The following is a 25,402-nucleotide window of genomic DNA, read 5'->3' as shown; positions in this document are numbered from 1 at the left end:
TCCGCCTGTTTTTTTGCTATTAAAAGGTCAGACCCACTCCACGACATCCTTCAGTTCCTGCCGGGTTTTCGGGCGGGACGGGTCTTCCTTGCGGTATCCGAACGCGGCCAGGACGGACGGCGCGAACTTGCCGTCTTCGAGCAGCCCTTCTTCCGCCAACAGCTTTTCAAGCCCTTCCGCATCGAATCCTTCCATCGGTGAGGAATCAATGCCGATCAGGGCGGCCGCCGTCAGCATATTGCCGAGTGCGATATACGTCTGCTTGGAAGCCCAATCGAACAGCGTCCGCTCATTGTCGAGGATCTGCTTGCGTTCCTGGAATTTCTTATAGGAATCCGTGGCCGTTTTGAGCACGTTTTCCGGCATGTGCTGAATCTCTTTCATCTGCCTGGCCAGATGCTCGGAATCAAAGCGGAGGCCGGTCCGCGCAAGCAGAATGACGAAGTGGCTCGCCGTCTCCAGTTTCTCGACGGCACCCGGGCAGACCGGCTTCAGCTTTTCTCTCATTTCCGGATCTTGGACGACGAGGAATTTCCAAGGCTCGGAACCGAGCGAACTCGGCGAGAGCCTGCCTGCTTCAAGAATGTAATTGAAGTCTCCATCGGAAATCTTTTTCGTTTTGTCATACTGTTTCGTGGCATGTCAGAATTTGAATGCGTCCATCACTTGTTTTTTGACTTCCTCGGTCTGAGTCGTCATCTTTCATTCCCCCATTATACTAAAATAATAACCTAGTTTAGGAGTATTCCGAATAAAACTCAACTGAATCAGCTCCATGCGCCACAGGCAAACAAAAATGCCGGACTCCGCCGGCATCGTTCATTTCATGTCTTTATGGTGGAACGGGCATTTCCCTTCGATCGGCACGGCGTCGTCGCCGATGAAGAACTGCTTCCATTCATTATGCTCCGGATCGCCGAAATGGCTGATGTCCGGGTGCTTCGGCAGGCTGTCCCACTTTTCGACGCGCTCCCGGACTTTTTCGCGTGAATTAATCCCGCCGGGTTCGGTCCCTTCGAGTCCCTTGAAGATCTTGCGGGGCTGGAAGCCGATCACCATTGCATTGCCGAGGTCGCGTGTCTTCCGCTGCTTGTACGCCGGCGCGTTGCCGAACGCGAAAATCGGCTCGCCGCCGAAACGGAAGTCCCAAAGATGATGATCCGGATCCTTCGGCGCGTCTTCCGGCCACTCGACGTCGTCCTGCTCGTGAAGGTACTGGAGAATATCCCAGAACTCCTTCCGGTAGTCCTCGATCGTCCCTTCCTCCTCGAACGGCTCGACAAACACGAAAAACCCGTGCCGTTTATGCTTCGGATTCTCGAACAGCTCCAGAAACTCGGAGAGCGCCTGCGGCAGATTCGACCAGTCGTCCCGTTCTATGTAGGCATAGCGCAGCTCGCCGCCCTTCTCCGCAGCCATTCCGAAATAGCAAGGGAACGTTTTATCCATGACGGTCTCGTGGAACGTCTGATATTCTCTCAACAGCCACTCGGGAAGATCATCCCGCACGGCAAAATCTTCCTTCACCAGCATTTTTCTCTGCTTCGTTTCCAAATTAAATCCCTCCGTCCATACTCTCTTCTTCCTTTCCCCGCTTTAAGTCCGCAAAAACACGGGGAAGTGCGCGGAGCCGGCGTCTTTCTTAACACTCACTCTGTTTATCTTAACATTCACGGACGTTTGCTTAACATTCGGTGCCTCTTTCTTAACATTCATCCTGTTTAAACCGAAAATCAAAAACTGCCGGAGGCGATCCCCCGGCAGCCTTTGTGTCTATTATTGTTTGACCGTCGCTTTTTCTTCGATCACCGTGACCCAGCCGAACGGGTCGTCTTTCTTGCCGGTCTGGATGCCGGTGAGTTCGTCGTAGAGCTTCAGCGAGAGCTCGCCGGCTTCTCCGTCTTTCACGCTGAAAGTCTCGCCTTTCCAGCTGAATTCGCCGATCGGGGAAATGACGGCGGCCGTGCCCGTGCCGAATGCTTCCTCGAGGCGTCCGTCTTTCTGGGCCTCGACAAGTTCCTGCATCGAGATCCGGCGCTCGGTGACCGGGACGTCCCATGCCCGGAGCATTTCGAGGATCGACTTGCGCGTGATCCCGCCGAGGATGCTGCCGTTGAGCGCCGGCGTGATGACTTCTCCGCCGATTTTGAAGAAGACATTCATCGAGCCGACTTCCTCGATGTACTTCTTCTCGACGCCGTCCAGCCAGAGAACCTGGGCATAGCCCATCCCTTCCGCCACTTGCTGGGCTTTGAGAGAGGCCGCATAGTTCCCGGCGGTCTTGGCCGCTCCGGTGCCACCCGCAACGGCACGCACGTATTCATTCTCAACGAGAATCTTGACCGGCGCGACGCCCCCTTTATAGTAGGAACCGACCGGAGACAGGACGATCATGAACTTGTACTCGAGCGAAGGCGCGACACCGAGGTGGGGTTCCGTCGCGATCATGTACGGACGGATGTAGAGCGATGTGCCTTCAGCGGACGGCACCCAGTCGCGCTCCATCTCGATCAGCGCCTTGAGCGCCTCCAGCGCCTGCTCCTCGTCGATCGCCGGCATGCACAGGCGGTCGCACGATTCGTTCATCCGCCGGAAGTTCTCCTCCGGGCGGAACAGACGAACCGTCCCGTCTTCCGACTTGTATGCCTTCAGCCCTTCGAATACCGTCTGTCCGTAATGGAAGATGATGGCGGACGGATCGAGCGAAATCGGCTGATACGGAACAATCCGGTGATCATGCCAGCCCTGCCCCTCCGTGTAGTCCGCAATGAACATATGGTCGGTGAAATTGCGCCCGAATGCGATGCCTTCCGTTGCCGGCTTCGCCTTTTTCTCCAAGCACTTCGTGATGTTGATCTGCATGTTCCCCATAAGATCTTCCTCCTTGGCTATTCAAGGGTATGCGAAAGTTCGTATACACATGAAAACGAAATAATAGCCCCATTATACATGAATTCAGACAAATTGAAATCATTTTCTCGCAAGTTTTTCCGCCTGTTTGTTAACAAAGAATGTCAGCGGGAAACCAGCCGCCGTTTCAGCTGGAACAAACACTAAAACCGTCCTTCGCACAGTCCTTCAACCCGCCATGCAAAAACGTGCAGCCGGATTGCCTGCACGTTCACTTTTCCCTAATTCTATTCTGCCGGCGGCCGGCAATCAGCACAGAAAACCCGGCTTTTCTTTTGTAAGTAAGCGCGGATCTCCACCATCGTATTCATCTTCGGAGGCGTGAGGACGGCGGTGACTTCCTCCCCGTCCCGGATCTCCCGTCCGCAATCCGCGCAGACGATCGGCCGCTTATAAGCCTGTCTGAACATCCGGACACCTCCTCAACCGGCCTTCCCTGTCTTCTTCGCCATTTCCTCGTGCGGAAGGACGACCTTCGGGAACCGCTCGAACAAAGGCTCCAACTTCTCCTGGATCTCCTCCATCTCAAATGGCTCGACGAACGGATACTCAAAATAAAGCGATCCCCGCTCCGTCTCCAGCAGCACGGCAAACACCTGCATGACGTTTCCGCGGACCGTATCTTCATCCTCGATCACCGTTTCATCCGCCAGCTCCTGATACTCAGAATCCTGGCTCACAAATAGATTGCCCGGCTCCTCTTCCGGATCCATGCCCATCGCCGCATTCACAAATTCATCAATCGACTCAATCGTATCCATACCGCAATCCCTCCCCGTTCCTCTCTATTCCCCTGTGAGGCCGGGGCAAACAGGAGGGCGGGATGGGAAAAGAAGGAGAGGGACGAACAAAAAGAAAACCAGAGCGTCTCCGCTCCGGCTTCAGCCTTCCATAAAGAATTTTTTGGCTTTATCGACGAACTCCATGTCTTCCGGCAGAAGGTCATCTTCGTAGAAGATGGCGTCGACCGGGCAGACCGCTGTGCAGGCTCCGCAGTCGATGCAGAGGTCCGGGTCGATGTAGAACTGGTCCTCTCCTTCGAGGATGCAGTCGACCGGGCAGACGTCTACACATTCGCCCGCCTTCTCGGCCATACATGGCGCTGTGATTACGTGTGTCATGCTTATCACTCCTTACCTATTCAACTTACCATATTCCCGCCTTTCGTGCAGTTGGAAACCTCAAAAAAGCAAATAATTTGCTGTCTCGTGCTCAGAAGGTGCCCGGACGGGATTATATAGGATGGTTTTTTCCCGCTCCTGCTTTAGATTCAACGACTCCAGCTTTAGATTCAACGGCTCCACCTTTAGATTCAACCTCCTCCAGTCCCCTCCCAGACATATTCCTCCCTTAAAACGGGAACGATTCAAGCAAAGACTGTTCGAAGGAGGAACGGGCATGGACAAATTGTTGAAAAATGCCGGGATGGCGTCTGCCGTCCTGCTGCTGATGCTTGCCGGCTGCTCGAGCGGGGAGAAGGCCGGGGAAAATGATGATGAAAAGCGCATGGAGGAGCAGGGCGACGAGCAGTATGACCGGGAAGATTCGAATGATCCGTACGATATGCACGATTCGGAGGACCGCAAGGACATGGATGAAAACGAAGAAGCCGGCACCAGTTCCGCCGATGTGCCGGACGGGCTGATGGAAGCGGATGATCCGAAATTTCCGGACGGGAGTGACGTCACCGTGAAGGCCGATCATATGCCGGGCATGTACGGCGCGAAAGGTAAAATCGCCGGTGCCTACGCGACGACCGCCTATGCCGTCACCTTCACGCCGACAGACGGCGGCAAGCCGGTCGAGGGGCATAAATGGGTCATCCACGAGGAGCTGGAGGATCCCGGAAGGGCCCCGCTCGAAAAAGGGACCCAGGTGACGATCGATGCCGATCATATGGAAGGCATGAAAGGCGCAACCGGCATTATTGATTCTGCCGAGCAGACGACCGTCTACATGATCGACTACACGCCGGAAGACGGCGGCGAAGAAGTGAAGAACCACAAATGGGTCACCGAAGACGAACTCTCGGATGAATAAATCCGGTTCCAAGCGCGCCTCCGCAACCGTCGGCGACGCTTTTATGATGTCCAAATCCATAATTCCGGCCTGATTGGGGAAGAGAAAGAGCAAAGAGGTGACGCTGATGGATATCTACACAATCGGGCACTCGACCCATACCGAAGAGGAATTCCTGAAACTGCTGCAGGATGCGAAGATCGGTCTGCTGGCGGATGTGCGGGCATTTCCGGGGAGCCGCAAGTTTCCGTGGTTCCACACGGACCGGATGAAGGAGTGGCTGCCGGAGAACGGGATCGGCTACGTCCATATCCGGGAGCTCGGCGGGAGGCGGCGGAAGTCCAAGATCATCGACGACGAAGTGAACGCCGGCTGGAACAACCGGTCATTCCACAATTATGCGGATTATACGCTCGAGCCGGAGTTCAAAGAAGGGCTCGACCTCCTGAATCAGGCAGCGCAGGGCAAACGGGTCGCCATCTGCTGCTCGGAGCGGCATCCGGCCCGCTGCCACCGCCTGCTGATCAGCAATTACGTCTCTCTCCATGACGGATCGGTTCATCATATCCTCGACAACCACGGAGAGACGGTGGTCGAACCGCACGAGCCGGGCCGCTGGGGAGCGATGCCTGAAAAGCGGGAAGACGGCGAAGTCGTCTATCCGCCGCAGGCCACCCCTTAAACTTTGAAAATCAGGGAATAGGACAAGTAGACACGAACCCAGAAAGGTCTACTGATCCCGGAAGGAGTGATGAAATTGAGGAAATGGGGATGGCTGCTCGCGGCCGGCCTGCTGCTCGGCGCCTGCTCGAATGAAGACAAGCCGCCGGTGACGAGCTCGGAAAGCGTCAGCCAGCCTTCCGCCGATGACAAGCAGTCCCAGCATGAGATCAATGAGGAATTCAAAGAATCGGCAGAGGAAATCACTTTTGACGACGCAAAGTCCGGTGACGTGGAGGAAGGCGATCACGTCAAAGTGACCGGGCAAGTATCCGACCCGAGTGCGCTCGGTGAGTTCACGCTCGTCGCCGAAGAAGACGGTGAATTCAGCGTCACGAATCTCGATACGACGGACACCGATATCCAGGACGGAGACCAGGTCACCGTCTACGGTACATTCGGCGGTGAAGGCGATGACGGCACGATGTCACTGAACGCGACCGTCATCGAAAAGCAATAATCGATTCATCCAAAAAGAAGTCAGACGAGCTTTCCGGGAACCTGCCTCGCCCCCCTTCCGTCCTTATGGTTGATTCCATACCATGACTGGAGGGAAACATCATCTCAGACATGACATCCAAACGGACGGCTTCCCGTCTCGTCGACTTTCTCTTCTACACGCTCGGCGCCCTTTACTTTATCGGGGCCGCCTCTATCCTGGTCGTCCTGATCACTTATCTCGTCTCCATCTTCTAATCACAAAAGAGCCACGCCCGCACCGGGTTCCGGCTCTTTTTTTAAAGTTGACACTCGTGCCAAAAAAGTTGATATTCACACCGCCGAATTTGACACTCGCCGCCGTAAAGTTAACACCCGCCGGCCCGAAATTGACACTCCCCTGAAAGTCTTCCCGGAAAAACCCGACAAAAAAGAGAGGCAAGAATCCGCTCCAATCCGGATTCTTGCCTCTTTATCTTGGTCAACCCGATGACGTCGTCTCCCCGCTCACAGTGGCATTTTTCCGCCGTTCGCTCCGGTCGACGATCGCCGCGCCGACGAGGTCGCCAGTCACGTTGCACGCCGTCGCTCCCATCCCGAGGATTGCGTCGACGCCTGCAATGAGTGCAACGACTTCAATCGGCAGCCCGGTCTGCGTCAGGACGATCGACAGGGCGATCAGCCCGGCACCCGGCACCCCGGCGGTCCCGACGGAGGCCATCGTGCCGGTCACAATCACGCCGAGGATGGTGGCGAACCCGAGATCGAGCCCCGTGATGTTCGCCGCGAATACGACGGACGCCCCGAGCCGGATGGCGGCCCCGTCCATATTGACGGTCGCCCCCATCGGCAGGCTGAAGGTCGCCACCTCGTCGCTGATGCCCGCCTTGCTCGCCGACTTCATCGTGACGGGCAACGTCCCAAGGCTGCTCGACGTCATGAATGCCGTCGCGATTGCCTCTTTCGTATTGGCGAAGAATGCGCGAATCTGAACGCCGAACAATTTCATGATCAGGATGTAAACGAAAATCACCTGCAGGGCGATCCCCGCGTAGATCACGACGATCAGCTTTCCGAGCGACACGAGAGTGTGAAGCCCCTGCGAGCCGATGGCCGTGGCGGCAATGGCGAAAATCCCGATCGGCGCATACTGCAGAATGCCGTTCAAGATTCTAAACGTCACTTCGCTCAGACTCGCCGTCACGTCATCGAGCAGAACGCCCATCTTCCGGATGCGGTCTTCCTCCGAGTGGATCATCGACGAAATCGCAAACCCCGAAATGAGCGCAACGAAAATGATCGCGAGGATTTCATTGTTCGCCAAAGACGTGAAGATATTGTTTGGCACGATCGCCAGCAGCGTCTCCACGATCGACGGTCGCTCCGGCACTTCCACATCCGCGGTCGGCAGAGACAAGCCGTTGCCCGGATTCACGAGCATCGCGATGACGATGCCGAAGACGATTGCAACCGCCGTCGTCACCATGTAATAAATGAACACCTTCCCTCCGATCCGCCCGAGCTTCTTCGGATTCAGCTGATCGACTGCCGAGATGAGCGTGAAGACGATGAGCGGGATGATGATGAAGTTCAACAAACGCAACAGTAAATCCCCGAGAGGCTTCAGCACCTCGGCGGACGTCCCGAATATGAGCCCGACCCCAATGCCGAGCAGGAAACCGACGGACATCTTCAGCATGAACGACCGGTCCCGGTAAAACCTCCAGATAGCCCCCATCCTCCGGCCCCCTCTTCAACAAACTAATTCGCTGCACTAACCATATGTTTGCCCCTAAAGGTTTCATTCAAAACAAGCACAAAGCGACCGGCCGCAAAAACAGCCGGCTATGCCGGAGTTCCTGAACTGTGCTACGATACGGAGAAACCAGCTTCACCAAGGAGTGGATCCTATGCAGCCGAACGATCAAGCGAGACAAGAACTCTTGCAGACCGTCGCCGGACTGTCCGACGAAGATTTGAACCGCAAACCCGCCGATGACCGGTGGTCGATCAAGCAAGTCATGGAACATCTTTATCTGATGGAAGGCGCCATCGCCAAAACGATCAGCCACCAGCTGAAAAACGGCGAAACCGTCAATGCGGAAGCCAAGCCGATTGAAGCCACGACGAACCGGGACGTGAAAGTGGTCGCCCCGGACTTCGCCACCCCGACCGGTGACTTTGCGACGCTCGCTGAACTGGAACAAAAACTCGCCGCATCGCATGACATGCTGAAGCAAGTCGCCGAAGAAGCAGACGAAGCGGACCTTGAAGCGAAAGCCTACCCGCACCCCATGTTCGGGCCGATGAGCCTGAAACAGTGGATTCCCTTCGTCGGCTACCACGAAATGCGCCACACCGCGCAAATCGAAGAAGTCAAAGAACAACTCGGACTGTAAATGAAAGAGTGATCCGGACAGGCGCAAACGGCCCGTCGGATCACTTTTTTCAATCCAGATTAAATTCCGCCGGATACTGGACGGTCCCGGACACGCCGTCCAGTTCGCCTTTCCTCAGTTCCAGCACCATGAATGAATCATCCGGGACTTCAAACGGGGCCTTCACACCCAGGTTGATGGCGGGCACGAAGCCGAACCGGGCGTAGTACTACGGGTTGCCGAGCACAATGACCGACCCGTAATCGAGTTCCCGGGCCCGTTTGAGACCCTCTTCGATCAACGCACTGCCGACCCCCTGCTTCTGGAACTCGGGCAGCACTGAAACCGGCGCCAGAGAAAGCGAGCGCAATGCCTGATCACCGCTCCTGATCAGAACCTCGGACAAGAGCGCATGCCCGACAATCTTGCCGTCCTCCCCTTCCGCGACAAGCGCCAGTTCCGGGACATAGGCATCCGACACCCTCAGCTTGCCGACGACCGCCTGTTCTTTATGATCGCTCATCTCCATGCCGCGGAACGCTTCTTCAATCACATCTTCAACTTCATGAAAATCCTTCGGCTCTTCCTGCCTGACCATGAACGCCATCCGCCGTCACCCCGCCTTCTTCTCGAGCAATATATGAATCAGCTGCGTCCGGTCCACCAGTCGCACTTCATTGCTGCCGGCCAGTTCCTTTGCAGCCTTTGTGTACTGGCTGTTCGTCACGACCCACGCCGCGTCCGCCTTGTAATGCTGCCGGGCTGCGACAATCTCCTGGACTGCCTGGATCCCCACGTTCTTCTTCCACCGCTTCGCCTGCACCACAATCCGGCGGCCATCCCGCTCCAAGATCAAATCCGCCCCGAAATCATTCCGGTACGGCGTCTGACGGACCCTGTAGCCCCTCGCCTGATAACGGAGCCGGAGAAAATCCTCGAACTGCTTCCCCGACATCTCATCCACCTGCCGGATGCCCGACGCATTGAGCTTCCTTTCCCGCACAAGAGAAACGGCAAACAAAGCAAGCAGCACAAACACGAATCCCCCGAAAAACACGACCGCCGCCGTTTCGAATGAAAATGTCTTAAGATATGTATAGCCTGCCCCTGCAAACAGCAGACCGACCACCGCTGAAGCGAACTGATCCTTCTTTTTCCTGGCCATGGTGACTGATATCTCCTTTTGGCGAACTGAATGTTTTTATCGGTAATTTTTAATGTTCAATATCTACCTCTTGAACATTATACCAATTTAACCAGACCGTTCACAGATAATAATCTAGGATATTTGCAGAGAAACCAAATCCAGACACAAAAAGTATTCTCAGCAGAGGTCATCCTTCCTGTAGATGAGATTTCCGCTTCAACACAAAGCCAGCAACAATTTCCCGACGGAAATGCATCCCGGAAATTGCCGAATGCGTCCGCGAATATTCCCCTGGCCAAAATGCATCCGCGAAATTGCCCGATGCGTCCGCGAAAACTCCTCAGGCCGAAATGCGTCCATGAATTTGCCCGATGCGTCCACAAACTTGCCCGATGCGTCCACGAAAATCTTACCGGCCTGAATGCGTCCATGAACTTACCGGATGCGTCCGCGAATATTCCCTCCGACCGAATGCACCCGCGAACTTGCCCGATGCGTCCGCGAAAATCCCCTTCGACCGGATACGTCCATGAAAATCCCCCTCTTCAAGACACCTCCCCAAAACACCTCCCCAATCCCCTCCCCCACAATAAAAAACCAGCCGGCACTCTTCTTCTCGCCGGCTGGCCCACTCTCCTATTCACTCTCCCGTTCAATCCCCCGCTCCTCCAACTTCTGCCAGAGCGGTTGCATTGCGGTTTCTTGGTCAAAGTAAAAATCACTGCCGCGGATCTGCCAGAATTCCCAGCCGACGCGTTCGAGGGATTGGCGCCGGTAGAGGTCGCTGAGGAAGCGTTCCGGGCCTTGCCATTTGTCGCCTTCGCATTCCACGGCGAGCCGGTCTTTCGCTCCTTCGATGACGAAGTCGATGAGGAATTTGCCGACGCGGACTTTTGGTTTGACGGCGTAGCCCCTCTCCCGGATCACCCGGAGGACGTCGCGCTCGAATTCCGATTCGCACAGTCCTTCGGGATCCGGCACCCGTTCGTGTTCGATCTCCGTTTGGCGGCAGTAGCTGAGCAGCCGGTACCGGAGGTCGTCGATGCTCAAGTCTTCGGGGTCGACGGAATGGTACAGGCGCATCTGGTTTTTCGCGCGGCTGGCCGCGACGTTGAAGCGCTGCTTGTCCGCGGAGCCGGTGAGGGCGCGGAACCGGCGGCCGGGCGCGACGACCATCGAGAGGAAGATGATGTCCCGCTCGTCGCCCTGGAGCGTGTACGGGCTTCCGCAGATCATCCGCCGCCGGACGAATTCATCGTCGCCGATGGCATTTCGGATCTTCGTTTCGAGCAGCCGGTGCTGTTTTTGTCCCTGCAGGGAAATGACGCCGAATGTCTGGTTGTCATACCTGGGATCGCGGATCATCCGTACGATGTCTTCGACGATCCGGTCCGCTTCCGGAACGTTCACGTCTTTGTCGAGTTCATCATTGCGGCCGTCCGCCACTTTTACGGCGACCACCGGCCGGTCGAACTTCTCGTTTTCAAGCGGCACGCGCATCGGGACCATTTCCCCGTCGTAGCTGAGCCTGTTTGAGAACTCGATGATCTCCTTCACGGAACGGAAATGCTCTCGCAGCATGAGCTTCCCGCCTTTCGGGAAGGTCTGCTCCGCCAGTTCATAGAGAGAAGTGTTGCCNGCTGGCCCACTCTCCTATTCACTCTCCCGTTCAATCCCCCGCTCCTCCAACTTCTGCCAGAGCGGTTGCATTGCGGTTTCTTGGTCAAAGTAAAAATCACTGCCGCGGATCTGCCAGAATTCCCAGCCGACGCGTTCGAGGGATTGGCGCCGGTAGAGGTCGCTGAGGAAGCGTTCCGGGCCTTGCCATTTGTCGCCTTCGCATTCCACGGCGAGCCGGTCTTTCGCTCCTTCGATGACGAAGTCGATGAGGAATTTGCCGACGCGGACTTTTGGTTTGACGGCGTAGCCCCTCTCCCGGATCACCCGGAGGACGTCGCGCTCGAATTCCGATTCGCACAGTCCTTCGGGATCCGGCACCCGTTCGTGTTCGATCTCCGTTTGGCGGCAGTAGCTGAGCAGCCGGTACCGGAGGTCGTCGATGCTCAAGTCTTCGGGGTCGACGGAATGGTACAGGCGCATCTGGTTTTTCGCGCGGCTGGCCGCGACGTTGAAGCGCTGCTTGTCCGCGGAGCCGGTGAGGGCGCGGAACCGGCGGCCGGGCGCGACGACCATCGAGAGGAAGATGATGTCCCGCTCGTCGCCCTGGAGCGTGTACGGGCTTCCGCAGATCATCCGCCGCCGGACGAATTCATCGTCGCCGATGGCATTTCGGATCTTCGTTTCGAGCAGCCGGTGCTGTTTTTGTCCCTGCAGGGAAATGACGCCGAATGTCTGGTTGTCATACCTGGGATCGCGGATCATCCGTACGATGTCTTCGACGATCCGGTCCGCTTCCGGAACGTTCACGTCTTTGTCGAGTTCATCATTGCGGCCGTCCGCCACTTTTACGGCGACCACCGGCCGGTCGAACTTCTCGTTTTCAAGCGGCACGCGCATCGGGACCATTTCCCCGTCGTAGCTGAGCCTGTTTGAGAACTCGATGATCTCCTTCACGGAACGGAAATGCTCTCGCAGCATGAGCTTCCCGCCTTTCGGGAAGGTCTGCTCCGCCAGTTCATAGAGAGAAGTGTTGCCGTCAAGCAAGGCCGCGTTCGGCACGCCTTTCAGATAGCGCCGGGAAAGTTCCCGGACGTCATCGAACCGGATGCCGATCGCCTGCGGGCTGATCTGTTCCTCGTCGCCGACGACAATCGCTTTTTTGCCGCGGAGAAGGACGTTCGTCGAAAAGATGTCGCACTGGCTGCTTTCGTCGAAGATGATGACGTCAAACTTCTCGTTCGCTGCCGGGAAGTTCTCGAGCACCTGGTTGATCGGCATGATCCAGACTGGAATCGCGGTCTGCGCGACCTTCATGTTCTCGCGCGCCGTCTTCAGGTAATACCGGGCATGGCGGCCGGTCCCTTTGCCGTACCTCTTGATCGACGATTTCCAGGCGGACAGGGCGTTCTTCTCCCGCTCCGTAATATTTTCGAGGAGGTTCGCCCACGTGGCGTTCTTCACGATCTGGTTGATCAGCCGCGCCTGTTCGGCCTGTTCCCCGGCGATCTGGCCGCGCACGACCGTCGTGTCCATTCCCTTCGATTCGTCGACCCACGTCTTCAATTTCTTCCATTCGAACGCGTCAAGATAATCTTCCGGAAAAGCATCCTCAACACCGAGCCGGCCCTCCAGCCGCCCGGCAGTCTTCGGCATGCTTTCCGACAATTGCCGAAGCAGTTCCTGGAGCTTCAATGCTTCATCGCGCCGGGAAACGAGCTCCTTCAACTCTGCGACAAGTCCGTAAAACCGTTCCTCATCCAGCGCACCGACCGCATCGATCAGCCGGCCGGCAATCGGATGGACGTCCTCCCCATCATTCTTCTCCTTCAGTCCGTCAACGAGTGAACGCAGGCTGTCCTGCCAATCTCCGTATTCCGGGACCCGCTTGGCAAGGCGGACAGCGGGAAGCAGTTCCCCCTCCAGCCATGCCGCATCGTAGAACTTCTCCCGGTCGAGCCGGCCGGCGAGCGGGGATGCCTTCAGCAGCTCGATCTCCCGCACGAGCGCATGCACTTTCTTGAACAGCGCGATGTGCTCGTCCATCTCATAAGGGAAGCGCCGGGCATCCGCTTCGATCTCCGGAAGACCGGACTCCCCGGAAGGAGAATTATAAATCCGGCGCAGCGTGTTTCGCAGCTCCTGGTAATCCACAAACTTCCGGAACACATCGATATCCGCCGCCGAGCGGACAGGGTGCCCGTCCAGCCAGTCGTGCTGATACAAATACTTGGCCTTCCTGCCCTTCCCGAGCCAAAACAGGAAACCCGGCTCCCCGCCGGATTTCAGTTCATCCGCCAGAACATCGAGGTGCTGCCGGACTTCGCTCACCGGAAACGGCGGCGGGGCCAGCCGGTGATTCGCAAGGTCCGCATAGAGCGACGCCAGTACGGCATTCATCTCTTCGATCTTCGCCATCCAGTCGAGCCAGCGCTGTTCCCTCACACCGCCGGCTCGCAGGTCGCTGATGAGGACCCGGAAACGGTCCAGATCAACCGACTGCAAGTTCCCGGCCGCCTGCAGGACCGCTTCCTCGAATTCCTGGAGAGACGCCAGATCATCCGGCCATCCGTTCGCCTCGATGACCCGCTTCGCCTCTTCCTGATCCCGTTCCAGAACGCGCCGGTCATTGAGGAGCCACTTCAGCCGCTCGAAGGAAATCACATCGTCCTGAAGATCCGGCAGCCGCTGTCCGGCCAGCTTGAACCATTCGCCGCCGATCCGGTTTTTCAGCGACCACAGCTCTTCAAACTCCTCCCCGCCGAGCGGAAACTCTTCTTCGAACGCGACCGGATCGGCAATCCAGCCGGCGTCGATTTCAGAGGAAGCGAGCCGTTTCGCCGTCTCCACCTTCGTCAGCTTCCGTCCCCGGTAAATGACGGGCGTCCCTTCCGCTTCGGCGTAGCCCTGCAGCCGGCCGAGCAGCCGCTCCTCTCGCTCCCGGCTCGACATCAGCTCATCGCGGTCCCGTTCCACATAGCGCCTCAGCTGACGAGGGTCGAGCTCGCCCAGCTTCTCGCTGATCAGCCGGGTGGAGGCCTCGATGTCCTGGAGCGACTCCCGGCCGCCGCCGAGGACCGGCACGCAAAGGTCCCGGATGTCTTCCGGAATCTTATCCTTCAGCACCCGGAGCGGGCTTTCCTTCTGACTTGTGATGAGCACTTTTTTCCCTTCGGACAGGAAATGCGATACGAGGTTCGCGATCGTATGCGTCTTCCCCGTGCCCGGAGGCCCCTGGATCGTCACGCCGAAGTTGCCGCGGATCCGCTCGACGATGTCTTTTTGTTGCTCATTGGACGGCAGCGGGAAATAAAGAATGTCGTCCGTCCGCGTGCCGGGATCCGCCTGCACCGGCACTTCCCCGCCGATCAGAGACAGCACGGCGGGAGACAGTTCGACGGATCCGCTGCGGACGCCGCTGATGATCTGCGTGAGGTCATCGCGGATCACCCGGGACTGCTTGGAACGAAGCAAAAACATCTCTCCCGGATAAACGACCGGCACACTTGTCGCCCGGCCGGGTTCCGCCGCCTCGGAGTACCGTCCGTTCGCATCGATCAGATGGACGAACTCTTTCAGAAACTGCCGGATTTCATACGGCTCGTCCAGGCCGATCTCCGGGATGGAGGCGATGAGCTCCTCGGCCTGCCGGGAATGAGGGAATGTCACCCCCATGAACGGCTCCTGCTCGAAGACGAACAGATCCTCGACCGACTTCGCTGCAATCACCCCGTTCACCGCATCAAATGCCAATTCGAGCTTCGACGACATGACCGGCGTCCGGATCAGTCCGACCGACGGATCCGGATGATTCCATAGGAGCAGCCCCTCGCCGAGCACGAGTTCGAGGTTCTCCCCCTCGTTCTCAAAACGGGTGAGCAGGTTAAAGAACTCCTCGTAAAGCGCGAGTGCCGTTTCTTTGCTCCGGAGATTTTCCGACCAGGCCTCCCACTCGCGCCGCCACCGGTCATACGCCCTCACTCGGTCCGCGTCTTCATCAAACTTGGTATACCGCATCACTCCGCCCTCTTCCTGGACGGCCATCCGCTCAAGCCGGCCCGGGAACGGGTTCCGTCCGGAAGCCTCTTCTTTCAGCCAGCCGGTCAGCACGAACGGTCTGACCGGCGGAATCCGCTCCGCTTCCGAAATCCTCGGACGGCGGATTTCAAACACCGCCCCGGCTGCCGTGCAGTCATCCCCAACGAGGCAGTCGAAGCCGGACCGCAGCTCCTCCACGGTCCACACCCGGTCGTATTCCCGGTAATCCCGTTTGATCTTGCCTGTCAGCATATTCAACGAGTGCAAGTACTCGAAAAACTGTATCGCCTTTTCCTGATCCGCGAGTTGAACCAACCTATCCAGCCGCCTTTCGCTCTTACAAAAAGTACAATCATTTCGTCATTCTCTGTCCCTACTATAAAAGAACCGGCGCCTTTCGACAAACGTCTTGGAAGGAAATAAAATAAGAGCCGATACCCGGAAACGGCATCGGCTCAACTGATGAGACGTTGATTCTATTGTCCTTTTTCATCCCCAGATCCCCGTCCATCCGTACAGCCACTGAAGAATGCCGTAGAGCAGCGGAATCGTGAGCACGCAGAAAATCGTGGAATGGATGACACCGTAGGACGCAAACACCGCGTCCCCGCCGAACTTCTGCGCATACACCGTCGTTGTCGCCGCGCTCGGCATACCTGCGGTCAAGACGGCAATGACGAGCAGCGGAAACGGCACCCCGAATAAAAGAAAAATGAGCAGAGTCAGCGGCAGGATCAGCAGCTTGAACGAGGAAGCGATCCACAGGTGGACGTTCCGGCTGAATTTCCTCAAGTCGCTCATCCGGGTCTCCGCGAGCAGACTGCCGATCAGGATCATCGACAGCGGGATCGTCATCTTCCCGACATCCTCAAAAGTCGCTGACAGGATTTCCGGCCAGCCGATCGGAAGAACGAGCATGATAACACCCACAACAGTAGCGAGAATCCCCGGATTAAGGAATAAAACCCGCCAATTCACCGACGGCTCATCGCGGGTAAACAAGTGGATCCCGTACGTCCAGATCAGCACCAGATAACAAATGTTGAACAACGTCAGATAAACGATCCCCTGCTCGCCCATCAGGATATAACTCACCGCGAATCCAATAAACCCCTGATTGCCGAAAACGATCAGGCTCTCATACACGCTTTTTTGGCCGGCGGGAAGCTGTGCCCTTCTCCGAAGCCGGGACGCCGTGAAAACCGACAAGGCCAGCACAAACACCGACATGGCCACGAGCCAGGCAAAATCGCCCAGCAACCCGGTGGTAAAAGTCGTATCCAGCGAAAACAGGATCAGCGCCGGCAAGGTAATATAAAGCATCAGCTGCGTGATCACCGCATTCGCCCCGCCGCCGAGAACATTCAGCCGTCTCCCCACAAACCCGACCGCCGCCATCACATACAGAGGACTCATGGCCAGCAAAAACGCAGAAATGGACAGCGGAAGCCCTCCCTTAATTTTCATTTTAAGATATGAATTTCGAGAGGAAAATGTACTCTTTGTTATTAAACAAATGAAATAACCATTGTAATACTATAAGCTTATTCGTAGTTTATTCCTTTTTCAGCAACGCGGAGTGATTTTTCAATCTCTTTGCCCTTTGAATTAGTCGCTCGATCCAACCTTTCTTTAAAGTATTCATTGAGTTCTCTGTCAGTACAAAACACAAAACATCCTTTTTGTCCTCTAGTCATTAGAGTGCGGTATGTATTTCGGATGATCGAATCAGCTAGCTTTTGGGCTTTTTCCGGATCTGATTTCAGCATTTTTTTGATTCCTCTCAACGACTGGTCAGTCTTTGCCCTTTTTGTTAAGTCTGTAACGACTTCTCCATCTTTATACTGTAAGTCATCGCCGATAATTACGCCGACATACTCAAACTCCAGACCCTGTGATGTATGAATACACCCGGCTTGCCAAACGGACTGCTCGTCAATAGCCCAGGTTTGTGTATTTCCTAAGTTCCAACTTACAGCAAAATCAAATTCAGGGATCTCAATGTCCTTATACTCTTTATCATTTTTATTTTTCCAATCCCAGCAGTAACCGGCTACCACTCGTGATTTATTTGTCCGGTGATTTAACCGGTGTATCTCTTTAAATAAATCATTGGGATTTTCAAAAACCCGAAAGTCGTAATCAAGGCCATAGTAATTGTCATTTGCAGTTTCTCTAATTCCAAGCACGTCATCCAACCAGGCAAGATAAGCATCGGAACCATCACAGCGAAATTGTGAAGACAATTCTAGCGTAGTTAAATCGGCAGAGAACTCAGTAGCAAAGCTTTTGATAAGTTCAACTGATCCGATGTCTTTGAGAGTAACTTTTTGGTTTTCATCAATAAAAAATATGGACAGCTTGGAGGCATGAATGATCTCTTTCACCTGGTTTTCGCCTAGATTTTGAAACATTCCAGACTTCTCATTAAGACGGTGGGCTTCATCAACAATTAATACATCAATCTCTCCCTCTTTTGATTGAGTATAACTACCTGATCCTTTGAATAAATTATCAATCCTTGTCTTTCTAAAATCGCCCTTTAACTTTGTAGAGTAAACATGTCTGGGTGCTGAATTTTTAGTGACGTATTGGGCAACAAGCTCCAGTTTCGTCATTGCAACCAAAAGGTTTATAGCCAAAACGGATTTACCGGTGCCTGGTCCGCCGCTAACGACAAGTGTCTGCTTTCTGCCTGTTCTCAGTGCTTTCTTTGCAAGAGAAATTGCCTCCTCAAATACAACCTTTTGTTCATCAATCATCACAAACTCCCTATTACCCTTAAGCATATTGCTTAATGAATCCTGCAATGACTTTGATGGTCTGATTTTTCCTCTCTCAATCTCATAAATAAGCTTTTTATCATCACCATATTTGATATATTTTTTTATGAACTGTCTTAACTTCGGAGCTTCACCTTTTGTGAAAACAGGGGCTTGATCAATATAAAATTGGTAAATTGGATCTGTTAATTGGTCGTCTTGTTGTTTTTTTATATAATTATGTACGTATGCACATGGTTTCAAATTAATCTCTTGTTCTTGAACATTCTGGTTATAATCTTCTATTAAAGCTGCGTAAGACCATGCTTGATAAGATGGGTGGGCTGTTTCACGAATCCCCCTATTGATTAAAGTTTTTACGATGGCTTCCTTGCCGCTTACTCTCTCAACTTCTCCCCATTGTTTTAGTTCCACAATTACAACAGTGTCCTCAGATTGATTTTTCCCTGCTATTAAAAAATCTACTCGTTTAGAAGTGTAAGGAATTCGAAATTCGATTGCTACTCCCGCATCTGAAGGGATTTCTTCATCGTTTAGTACTTTATACATGTACTGCATCGAGTTATCCCATGACCGGATTTCCGCCTCATTGACTTTCCCAATTTTATCGTTAAAATTTTTACAAATATTATTTACCAAGTTATCGGTGAGTATATCATCCATAAATTCGTCTTTTGTCGCTTCGTATACAATCACTTTTACAGCACCCCTAATGTGAAGTAATCGTCTTCGTGTTAAATGATCTTCACTATATATTAGCATAGCAACTAGATTTGTAAGAGAAGTTGCTGTTGGTTGCTAATTTACCTTCACGTGGACTTTAAAGATTTTGAATTCTATCAAATGCCTGGTTGATAATAAAACCAGGCATTTTAGATGACAAGAATTACCCTTAAACCCCTATCCAGTTCTGTTGTACTGATGCCTCGCTGCTCAGTGATCACATCGTATCCGGTCCCCCGGTGGGTGTGTCCTGTAATCTGAGCATAGGAGCCGTCAATGCTGTCGCGTTCCAGCAGTTTTCCGACTTTCCGCCTGTCTTCCCTTTTCACGAAGCCGACGTGGTGCCACTTCATGGACGTGTCCATCAGAAAGACTTTGATCGAGTGGGGGTCGTCGAGGTTGCCCGGGTCCGGGACGAGCCGGACGACATCTTTGAATCCAAGATCTTCATCGGTGTCCGGGTGATGATTGTCCTTGTATTGACCGCCGATGCGCCTGAGGACCTCTTGGATGTCTTCCCCGGCTTCATTGCGTTCGTGGATGCCTGCGACGGAGAGTTCCATCGTCCGATGCGTCGGCTCCTCGTCGGGCATGGATGGTTGTGCGTCGGGTTCGTCGTTTCTCAGTTGGTCACGCAGCTTCGTGTTTTTCGCACCGGCGATGAAGATGATGATGATCAGCGCAACGACCAGCAGGATGTATCCCATTTATTCCACCTCCTTCTCTAGATTACATGCGGTCCAGGAAAAGAATGAACGTCGTGATGGCAAACAGCGAGTAGGCGACCATCGTGACGATGTACATGGTCATTTCAAACAAAGTCAGCTTTCTCCGCCGCTTTTCCTTTCTCAAGTGGAAGTAGTAGATGATGGAACTCAGCAGCAGGAGAAGAATTGAAAGGCTATTGGCTTGCTCCAGCAGGTTTTTCAATGGCCCCACTTCCCTTCCTTACTCCTCTACCCTAGTTGCGGTCCTTCCAAGAGTCATCATTCTCGAACGAAGCTGATCAAGATCAGGTGAGCAAGAAATTGTGATCGTCTACTCGCCCGTCGACCGCATTGGCCGTTCTATCATAAAATGTTCTTTGTCTCAGACCGAATGAAGGCGGCTGCCTGACCTTTCTTCTGCAACTGACTTCACGATAAATCAAATAAAAGAATAGCTCCTTGAAAGAACCAAGGAGCTATTCCTGCCGAAATCTTCTTCTGTTTTTTTGTAGTAACCAAATAATAAATAGGAAGAACAAAGCAAAAGCAGTCCTGATAATTATATTTAAAAACAGGTTATATTGAGAGAAAAATTCACCGGCAAGAATAAACGTTAATAAAAAACCAATTGCAAAGACAATCAGATATCGAAACAAACCATCCCCCCTTGCAGCTTCAAAACAACGATAACTCAATAACCACTTAAAGATGACCCCGGCTCAATACCGGAATCATCTCACCTCACCTCACTGATTAAAGCTCAGTTTACTACGGCCTCTCCGCTCACTTTTGATGCTTCTCGAAGAACGCCAATGTTTCTTTAATGATCTTCTCTTGGTCGTTGTCCAGCGTGGCGACGTGGTAGCTGTCGTGCAGCCGGCTCATTTCTTTTGTTTCCGAGGAGATGCCGTTACGAATGATGTCTGCATTTTCCGGCGGGACGACGTGGTCTTCGTCCGATACGAAGATGAGCGCCGGGCAGGTCACTTTGCGGAGTTCGGGTTTCACTTCTTCCATGAGGGCGACGATTTCCTTCATCGACTGAACCGGCGTCTGGTCATAGGCGAGTTCGGTAACGCCCGGTTTCTTGATATCCGATCCGATCGCATCGAGAAAACGCATTGACTCCGGCACGTGTTCCATGGCCGGCATGTCGATTGCGGCATTAATGAGGGCGATCGCTTTGATGTCCGGGTGTTTTTCAGCCATGTAAAGCGTGAGCGTGCCGCCCATCGACAGGCCGGTCATGAGGATCGTGTCGCAACGCTCTTTGAGCCATGCGTAGCCTTCTTCGATTGACCGGATCCAGTCATGCCGGCTTGAGCGTTCCATGTCTTCGGGATGGGTGCCGTGGCCAGCGAGCCTCGGTCCGCACACCGTGTAGCCCGCCTCGGCGTAGGCTTCGCCGAGCGGACGCATGCTCTGCGTCGTTCCGGTGAATCCATGAGAGATGAGGATGCCGGTTTTTCCGCCTTCAAAATAGAATGGTTCCGCCCCTTCGAGCACCGGGTATTGTTCGTTCATGCTACCGTCCCCTTTCAAGTCGTTCTTTAGTTATCTTTCGGGAAACGAGGCTGAGAATCCTGCCGACACTGTTTAGAAGAAACTCATCCCTTTTGGTCGGTCATCATTTTTTTTAGGAACTCCTCTTGGTACGGCAGGTAAAGACGGGTCCAGAACAATTGCGTCAGCTTCAGGACCAGCAAGCCGGCAAACGGCAAGAAGAGCATAAACAGATAGAAAGGGTCCACCGTGATGCCGAGGAAGATGCCCAGCCCGACTCCTGCCAGAATGAACACGGTGCATACATACCAGCTCGCCAGGAGGGCCAGGAAAAAGACGGCATTCATATAGACGAGAGTCAGCATTTTAGCTTGTTTCTGCCGGTCTCTTGTTCCGCGAAGCGGCGCCAGTTCGTTTTTAATTCGGCAAGAATCTGCCTTGCCAAGTCCCAATTTCGTTTAAACAAGAAGTCCAAAGCGGATGCCTCCCTTTAACCGATCGGCACAGAATCACTCAGCGGATTTCGCTTTTTGCCATTCGTTCAAGTCATCGAACAGCTTCTCGATCGTGCCGTTGCCGACGTTTTTGTATTTCGCGAGGATGACGAGTTCCTGCGGCAGCTGGCCTGCACGCACGATGCCGCTCTCCTCGAGTTGCCGGACGAACCCCGGCGTGAGCGACGGGAAGTTCTCTTTCGTCAGTCCGGCTTTTGCGAGGTTCTCGGTCACCGTCACGCAGTCCGCCTTGTAGAAAAGGAACAGCTCGCCCGGCCGCTCAAGGCGGATTTTCCTCCGGGCTTTTTCTTCTTCGATGAAGACGCCGAGTTCCTCGAACAGCTGCTCATCGTTCTTTTCGGTATAACGGGAGGCCGACTGGTGCAGGCCGTCCAGGTCGGCGGGCAGCTCGCTCATGATGCGGGCTTCCTCTTCCCCGCCGAGCTTGACGAGGAACCGGACAGATTTTTCGAACCGCTGCGGCAGGAGGAAAGCGTCCCGCAGGAAGTACGGCACGTCGAGCGACTGGTCCTTGAATCGGATTTTCCGTACGGTCGTGAAGCCCGGCGGCTCTGCAGGCGCTTCGGTTTCGAGGGTGGCCGCCGCTTCTTCCTGCGCCGGATCTGTCTCCTCTTCTTCCCCGCCGACCTGCTGCCGGAGAAGCGATTCCAGCCGCTCGAGCCGGGCTTCCAGTTCCGGCAGTTCGAACGCCTGCTGGGTCGGCGCCGCCGGGTCGCGGTACTCCGGGAAAGTGAAATTCGGATCTCCGTACACTTCGGCGTACCATTTCAGCACGGTATAAATCGCTTCCCATGAAGTGAGCGCCTCGGACACGCGGAACGCTCTCGTTTCGTGGGCGGCCAGGTTCCCGCTCCGGCGGATGACTTCAAGCGCATCTTTCACTTCTCGGGTGAGCAGCCCTTGCCGGTCCACTTCATCCAGCCGCTCCTTTAGCGTCATGTACGGCTCGTCGGGAATCCCCTCTTCCCGCATGACGAGCTTCAGCACCGATTCAACGAGCACGCGCGCATGCGTCAGCATCGTCCGCGGACTCGAATACACACTCTGTTCCAGCTCGTTCGCCACGAGCGCGAGCTGTTTATGGTTCAGGAAATGATAGAAATATTGGTCGGTCATTGGCTTGGCTCCTTAAGTCAAAATATCTCATCCTATTGTATCATGGCGGAAGCGCGGGTTTGATACGGGGATATGTATTAAAAGGTTCATAGACAGATTCGAAGTCAGCTCTGTATTTTGAGCGTTTTGTGCTACTATACTGTAAGAAGTGTTTATTATACTCCGCCAATGAGGGAGCCGGGACAAAGCGTGGAAGAGACAGCCTTTTATCCGGTTGAATTTGTCTGTTTGAATAACAACTAACATAATATCAGGAGGATCAATCATGAACCCTGTGGAAAAAGACCGGATCCAGCAGCTGGAAGACCGGCTGGAACGGATGTACGGCAATGATCTTGATAGCGCTGCGGAAGAGATCTGCCTGGCGGTGAAGGACCTGTTCGGTTTTGATTATCACCGGATTCCTGTTTTGATCGAGAAGCGGGAAGACGTCGCAAACTGCGAATTTCTAGCGGAGAAGCTGAAAGAGCTTCCCGAGTTGACCGCCGAGCATGTGTGTCCGCTTCTGCTCCGGCTGTTCGGCACGAACCTGGAAGGAATCGTCGCGATGGAAAAGGCCCCCATCTCGATCCGGTCCAAGGAAAACTGGGTCAAGCGGCATGACGGCGACCTTGTGATGATCACCGGCGGACACCGGGACCTCGACGTCATTGTCTCCCCGACCGAGGCGTATATGACGGTCACCGGCAATGAGCGGTTGCCCGACGAACTCCTCGACCTGCTCGTGGAAATCGGCTTTGAAAGACGCGACGGACATGCCTTCCACGAGGAGCCGGATGGAAAGCCGGTCCCGGTTGAATTCAAAACCGCCACGATCCGGACCATCACCGATTACTTCGAGGAGCACCCGCTGTCCGGGAAGCAATGAAAGAAGATCCTGCTCGGAGAGGTGAGGCACAGTCACAAACGTTGTGTATCTATGGCGAAACGTTGCGTATCTGTGCGGAAACGTTGGTTTGCCGGCGGATTGCCTTTGCCCAATAGCTTGGACTTAACCGGGAGTGTCATCACCGGCTGCTGAATCGAATCTAAAGCTGGACCTTCCGAATCTAAAGCTGGACGCTCCGAATCTAAAGAAGAACCCTTCCCACACGAAAAACAAGCCCGGTCGGCAAATGCTGACCGGGCTTTCGTATGTGTTTTATTCTCCGAAGCTGGAGAGGAATTTGACGCGGTCGCCCATCGGCGGCGGGTTATCGTCGGTGAGGACGATTTCGAGGAGTGTCGGTCCGTCGTCCCGCATCAAGTCCGAAATGGTTTGTTCGTTCAAGTCATCCATCGATTCGACGCGGGCGCTCGGGATGCCCATCGCTTCGGCCATTGCCGCCATGTTGAACGGCTTCGTCGAGAAGGTTTTGTGGGTGCGCTTGAACTGGAGGTTATGGCCATGGTACACGAGGCCGAGCCGGGCGTTGTTCATGACGATGAACAGGAGCGGGACGTTGTATTCCTTTGCCGTCAGGATCTCCATGCCGTGCATGTAGAAGCAGCCGTCTCCCGTGACGGTGACGGTCGGGCGTTCCGGGTCGGCGAGTTTCGCCGCGATTCCGGTCGACAGGCCGCTGCCCATCGCGCCGAAGTGGACGTTGATGTCGAAGGCATCATTTGAAAGGACGCTCAGGTCGTGGATGATGTATGCTTCGGTTTCGGTGATGTCGATCGCCCATCTCGTCTTTTCGGGCAGGAGCTGCTGTAGCTTCAGCATGACGTTCTTCGTCGTGAATTCCTCGCCGGGCGTGAGTCTTGCCGCGTTGTACGGCGTCTTGACCGATTTCGGGGAGGCGCCGAGCTGGCGGAGTTCGCGGATGAAGCGCGGCAGCACTTCATGGAGGTCGCCAAGCACCGGCAGATCGGCCGGGTATTTCCGGCTGAAGACGTTTTCGTCGATGTCCGCGTGGATGACAAACCGGTCTTTCGCGAGGTTTTCGTTGTAGTTGCTCGTTGCCGTTTCGCCGAGGCTCGATCCGAGCACGACGAGTGTCTCGAAGTCGCCTTCCTGAATGAGCTTGGTCGTGGATTCATGGCCGGCAAATCCGTAGACGCCGGCGAAGTTCGGGTGGCTGTCCTTGAAGAGTCCTTTTGCGACCGGCGTGCAGACGACCGGCCAGCCGAGCAGTTCGGACAGCATCATCACTTCCGGAACGGCGCCCCTTACGCCCTGGCCGGCGAACAGGATGCCCGTTTTCCGGCGCTTCATCTCCTGGGCCGCTTTCTTGACTGCGCCGGTGTCCATTGCAGGCGGATTGGTCGTGACCGGTCCCTCCGGAATCTCGATTTCCACCTGGCCCATCTGGACGTTGAGCGGAATCGCGATATGGACCGGTCCGGGGACGCCGTCAAGCGCGATCCGGACGGCTTTGTCGATTTCCGCCACGAGATCTTCTGGCCGTTCCACCCGCTTTGAATATTTCGTGACCGGGGCGAAGACCGGGGATACGTCGAGTTCCTGGGAGGCGTTGAAGCCGACCGTGCTCATCGGAACGGCGCCGCTCAGGAACAGGACGGGAAGATGTTCCCGCATCGCGTTCGCCGCGCCCGTAATCAGGTTTGTCGCCCCCGGGCCGCTCGAACCTGCGGCCACCGCAATTTTTCCTGAGTACTTGGCGTAAGCGGCCGCCATATAGCCGGCCGCGCCTTCGTGCTTCGTGATAATCGGCGCGATGTCCGGGTAATCGTTCAGGCCGTCATAGATAACGTTCAGGCTCCCGGCCGGAATGCCGAAGATCTTGTCCACTCCGATGTTGCGGAAATACTCCAATACAGCAATTCCTGCTTTCATGAATCTCCA

General features: G+C 54.8%; 25 protein-coding genes and 1 pseudogene. 6 read left to right on the top strand and 20 right to left on the bottom strand.

The features are described 5' to 3' along the window. Positions 1–27: 27 nt before the first annotated feature. From BN1189_RS12345 to BN1189_RS12320, 6 genes and pseudogenes are all read right to left on the bottom strand, one after another. Positions 28–699: pseudogene (locus BN1189_RS12345) on the bottom strand (NAD(P)H-dependent oxidoreductase). A gap of 120 nt (positions 700–819) precedes the next feature. Continuing rightward, entirely contained in the window at positions 820–1,533 is a 714-nt protein-coding gene (locus tag BN1189_RS12340) for a YqcI/YcgG family protein (protein ID WP_098049718.1), read from the bottom strand. A gap of 243 nt (positions 1,534–1,776) precedes the next feature. Beyond that, complete coding sequence (locus tag BN1189_RS12335) at positions 1,777–2,871, bottom strand: branched-chain amino acid aminotransferase (protein WP_040228499.1); 1,095 nt, start codon at positions 2,869–2,871, stop codon at positions 1,777–1,779. 266 nt (positions 2,872–3,137) lie between these two features. Next, complete coding sequence (locus BN1189_RS12330; protein WP_040228498.1) at positions 3,138–3,320, bottom strand: hypothetical protein; 183 nt, start codon at positions 3,318–3,320, stop codon at positions 3,138–3,140. A 12-nt stretch (positions 3,321–3,332) separates the two neighbouring features. After that, on the bottom strand, positions 3,333–3,671 hold the full coding sequence (locus tag BN1189_RS12325; RefSeq protein ID WP_040228497.1) for a hypothetical protein: 339 nt from the start codon (positions 3,669–3,671) through the stop codon (positions 3,333–3,335). Positions 3,672–3,791: 120 nt separating this feature from the next. Continuing rightward, a complete protein-coding gene (locus BN1189_RS12320) occupies positions 3,792–4,031 on the bottom strand; it encodes an indolepyruvate ferredoxin oxidoreductase subunit alpha (protein ID WP_040228496.1) in 240 nt (79 codons plus the stop codon). A 277-nt stretch (positions 4,032–4,308) separates the two neighbouring features. Between BN1189_RS12320 and BN1189_RS12315 the strand changes: the two genes are divergently transcribed. The 4 genes from BN1189_RS12315 (at position 4,309) to BN1189_RS16570 (ending at position 6,345) form a co-directional block, all read left to right on the top strand. Next, positions 4,309–4,950 (top strand): YdhK family protein, encoded by a 642-nt coding sequence (locus tag BN1189_RS12315; protein WP_052455843.1) that lies wholly within the window; start codon positions 4,309–4,311, stop codon positions 4,948–4,950. A gap of 106 nt (positions 4,951–5,056) precedes the next feature. Beyond that, positions 5,057–5,611, top strand: a complete 555-nt coding sequence (locus BN1189_RS12310) for a DUF488 domain-containing protein (protein WP_040228495.1) — start codon at positions 5,057–5,059, stop codon at positions 5,609–5,611. 75 nt (positions 5,612–5,686) lie between these two features. Further along, positions 5,687–6,109, top strand: a complete 423-nt coding sequence (locus tag BN1189_RS12305) for a hypothetical protein (RefSeq protein ID WP_098049699.1) — start codon at positions 5,687–5,689, stop codon at positions 6,107–6,109. Positions 6,110–6,219: 110 nt separating this feature from the next. Then, positions 6,220–6,345, top strand: coding sequence for a hypothetical protein (locus BN1189_RS16570; protein WP_257125419.1), 126 nt, complete (start codon positions 6,220–6,222; stop codon positions 6,343–6,345). Positions 6,346–6,568: 223 nt separating this feature from the next. Here BN1189_RS16570 and BN1189_RS12300 read toward each other — a convergent pair whose 3' ends face one another. Then, positions 6,569–7,825 carry a dicarboxylate/amino acid:cation symporter gene (locus tag BN1189_RS12300; RefSeq protein ID WP_179860952.1) on the bottom strand — a complete coding sequence of 419 codons (1,257 nt, stop codon included), beginning with the start codon at positions 7,823–7,825 and terminating at the stop codon, positions 6,569–6,571. A gap of 172 nt (positions 7,826–7,997) precedes the next feature. On the opposite strand from BN1189_RS12300, the gene BN1189_RS12295 reads away from it, so the two are divergent. After that, the gene (locus tag BN1189_RS12295; RefSeq protein WP_040228491.1) at positions 7,998–8,486 is read left to right on the top strand and encodes a DinB family protein; all 489 of its coding nucleotides are present in this window, start codon (positions 7,998–8,000) and stop codon (positions 8,484–8,486) included. Positions 8,487–8,535: 49 nt separating this feature from the next. Here the strand turns inward: BN1189_RS12295 and BN1189_RS16685 are convergent, their stop codons facing one another. The 12 genes from BN1189_RS16685 to BN1189_RS12240 all read right to left on the bottom strand — a co-directional run bounded on the left by BN1189_RS16685 (position 8,536) and on the right by BN1189_RS12240 (position 22,614). Then, positions 8,536–8,673: a hypothetical protein gene (locus tag BN1189_RS16685; protein ID WP_306610712.1), complete on the bottom strand. Its 138-nt coding sequence runs from the start codon at positions 8,671–8,673 to the stop codon at positions 8,536–8,538. Positions 8,674–8,694: 21 nt separating this feature from the next. Then, positions 8,695–9,072 carry a GNAT family N-acetyltransferase gene (locus BN1189_RS12290; protein WP_306610711.1) on the bottom strand — a complete coding sequence of 126 codons (378 nt, stop codon included), beginning with the start codon at positions 9,070–9,072 and terminating at the stop codon, positions 8,695–8,697. Between the two features lie 6 nt (positions 9,073–9,078). Next, a complete protein-coding gene (locus BN1189_RS12285; RefSeq protein ID WP_040228489.1) occupies positions 9,079–9,630 on the bottom strand; it encodes a restriction endonuclease in 552 nt (183 codons plus the stop codon). A 618-nt stretch (positions 9,631–10,248) separates the two neighbouring features. Further along, entirely contained in the window at positions 10,249–11,229 is a 981-nt protein-coding gene (locus tag BN1189_RS12280) for an AAA domain-containing protein (protein WP_257125453.1), read from the bottom strand. Between the two features lie 36 nt (positions 11,230–11,265). Next, the gene (locus BN1189_RS12275; protein ID WP_040228485.1) at positions 11,266–15,582 is read right to left on the bottom strand and encodes an AAA domain-containing protein; all 4,317 of its coding nucleotides are present in this window, start codon (positions 15,580–15,582) and stop codon (positions 11,266–11,268) included. Positions 15,583–15,756: 174 nt separating this feature from the next. Beyond that, entirely contained in the window at positions 15,757–16,683 is a 927-nt protein-coding gene (locus BN1189_RS12270; protein ID WP_040228483.1) for an AEC family transporter, read from the bottom strand. A gap of 128 nt (positions 16,684–16,811) precedes the next feature. After that, a complete protein-coding gene (locus BN1189_RS12265) occupies positions 16,812–18,746 on the bottom strand; it encodes a DUF2075 domain-containing protein (RefSeq protein WP_040228481.1) in 1,935 nt (644 codons plus the stop codon). 176 nt (positions 18,747–18,922) lie between these two features. Then, positions 18,923–19,480: a hypothetical protein gene (locus BN1189_RS12260; protein WP_040228479.1), complete on the bottom strand. Its 558-nt coding sequence runs from the start codon at positions 19,478–19,480 to the stop codon at positions 18,923–18,925. A gap of 22 nt (positions 19,481–19,502) precedes the next feature. Further along, positions 19,503–19,703, bottom strand: a complete 201-nt coding sequence (locus BN1189_RS12255) for a hypothetical protein (RefSeq protein ID WP_040228477.1) — start codon at positions 19,701–19,703, stop codon at positions 19,503–19,505. A gap of 560 nt (positions 19,704–20,263) precedes the next feature. Further along, the gene (locus BN1189_RS12250) at positions 20,264–21,004 is read right to left on the bottom strand and encodes an alpha/beta hydrolase (RefSeq protein ID WP_040228475.1); all 741 of its coding nucleotides are present in this window, start codon (positions 21,002–21,004) and stop codon (positions 20,264–20,266) included. A gap of 83 nt (positions 21,005–21,087) precedes the next feature. Further along, positions 21,088–21,348 (bottom strand): hypothetical protein, encoded by a 261-nt coding sequence (locus BN1189_RS12245; RefSeq protein WP_040228474.1) that lies wholly within the window; start codon positions 21,346–21,348, stop codon positions 21,088–21,090. Between the two features lie 144 nt (positions 21,349–21,492). Further along, entirely contained in the window at positions 21,493–22,614 is a 1,122-nt protein-coding gene (locus BN1189_RS12240) for a DUF4145 domain-containing protein (protein ID WP_040228472.1), read from the bottom strand. 265 nt (positions 22,615–22,879) lie between these two features. Between BN1189_RS12240 and BN1189_RS12235 the strand changes: the two genes are divergently transcribed. After that, the gene (locus BN1189_RS12235) at positions 22,880–23,482 is read left to right on the top strand and encodes a hypothetical protein (RefSeq protein ID WP_040228471.1); all 603 of its coding nucleotides are present in this window, start codon (positions 22,880–22,882) and stop codon (positions 23,480–23,482) included. 273 nt (positions 23,483–23,755) lie between these two features. Here BN1189_RS12235 and BN1189_RS12230 read toward each other — a convergent pair whose 3' ends face one another. After that, a complete protein-coding gene (locus BN1189_RS12230) occupies positions 23,756–25,393 on the bottom strand; it encodes a thiamine pyrophosphate-binding protein (RefSeq protein ID WP_040228470.1) in 1,638 nt (545 codons plus the stop codon). Between the last annotated feature and the right edge of the window lie 9 nt (positions 25,394–25,402).

The sequence above is a fragment of the Bhargavaea cecembensis genome, assembly GCF_000826125.2.
GTDB classification, from domain to species: Bacteria; Bacillota; Bacilli; order Bacillales_A; family Planococcaceae; genus Bhargavaea; species Bhargavaea cecembensis_B.
The sequence above is the reverse complement of the archived record's forward strand: the minus strand, read 5'-3'. Positions and strand labels throughout refer to the sequence as shown.

Bases quoted from the DNA above. Each gene is read 5' to 3' on its own strand.
- BN1189_RS12335 (WP_040228499.1), bottom strand. From the start codon at position 2,871: ATGGGGAACATGCAGATCAACATCACGAAGTGCTTGGAGAAAAAGGCG.
- BN1189_RS12250 (WP_040228475.1), bottom strand. From the start codon at position 21,004: ATGAACGAACAATACCCGGTGCTCGAAGGGGCGGAACCATTCTATTTT.
- BN1189_RS12295 (WP_040228491.1), top strand. From the start codon at position 7,998: ATGCAGCCGAACGATCAAGCGAGACAAGAACTCTTGCAGACCGTCGCC.
- BN1189_RS12235 (WP_040228471.1), top strand. From the start codon at position 22,880: ATGAACCCTGTGGAAAAAGACCGGATCCAGCAGCTGGAAGACCGGCTG.
- BN1189_RS12245 (WP_040228474.1), bottom strand. From the start codon at position 21,348: ATGCTGACTCTCGTCTATATGAATGCCGTCTTTTTCCTGGCCCTCCTG.
- BN1189_RS12270 (WP_040228483.1), bottom strand. From the start codon at position 16,683: ATGAGTCCTCTGTATGTGATGGCGGCGGTCGGGTTTGTGGGGAGACGG.
- BN1189_RS12340 (WP_098049718.1), bottom strand. From the start codon at position 1,533: ATGCTGGTGAAGGAAGATTTTGCCGTGCGGGATGATCTTCCCGAGTGG.
- BN1189_RS12330 (WP_040228498.1), bottom strand. From the start codon at position 3,320: ATGTTCAGACAGGCTTATAAGCGGCCGATCGTCTGCGCGGATTGCGGA.
- BN1189_RS12230 (WP_040228470.1), bottom strand. From the start codon at position 25,393: ATGAAAGCAGGAATTGCTGTATTGGAGTATTTCCGCAACATCGGAGTG.
- BN1189_RS12240 (WP_040228472.1), bottom strand. From the start codon at position 22,614: ATGACCGACCAATATTTCTATCATTTCCTGAACCATAAACAGCTCGCG.
- BN1189_RS12315 (WP_052455843.1), top strand. From the start codon at position 4,309: ATGGACAAATTGTTGAAAAATGCCGGGATGGCGTCTGCCGTCCTGCTG.
- BN1189_RS12260 (WP_040228479.1), bottom strand. From the start codon at position 19,480: ATGGGATACATCCTGCTGGTCGTTGCGCTGATCATCATCATCTTCATC.
- BN1189_RS12310 (WP_040228495.1), top strand. From the start codon at position 5,057: ATGGATATCTACACAATCGGGCACTCGACCCATACCGAAGAGGAATTC.
- BN1189_RS12325 (WP_040228497.1), bottom strand. From the start codon at position 3,671: ATGGATACGATTGAGTCGATTGATGAATTTGTGAATGCGGCGATGGGC.
- BN1189_RS12290 (WP_306610711.1), bottom strand. From the start codon at position 9,072: ATGGCGTTCATGGTCAGGCAGGAAGAGCCGAAGGATTTTCATGAAGTT.
- BN1189_RS12285 (WP_040228489.1), bottom strand. From the start codon at position 9,630: ATGGCCAGGAAAAAGAAGGATCAGTTCGCTTCAGCGGTGGTCGGTCTG.
- BN1189_RS12300 (WP_179860952.1), bottom strand. From the start codon at position 7,825: ATGGGGGCTATCTGGAGGTTTTACCGGGACCGGTCGTTCATGCTGAAG.
- BN1189_RS12320 (WP_040228496.1), bottom strand. From the start codon at position 4,031: ATGACACACGTAATCACAGCGCCATGTATGGCCGAGAAGGCGGGCGAA.
- BN1189_RS16570 (WP_257125419.1), top strand. From the start codon at position 6,220: ATGACATCCAAACGGACGGCTTCCCGTCTCGTCGACTTTCTCTTCTAC.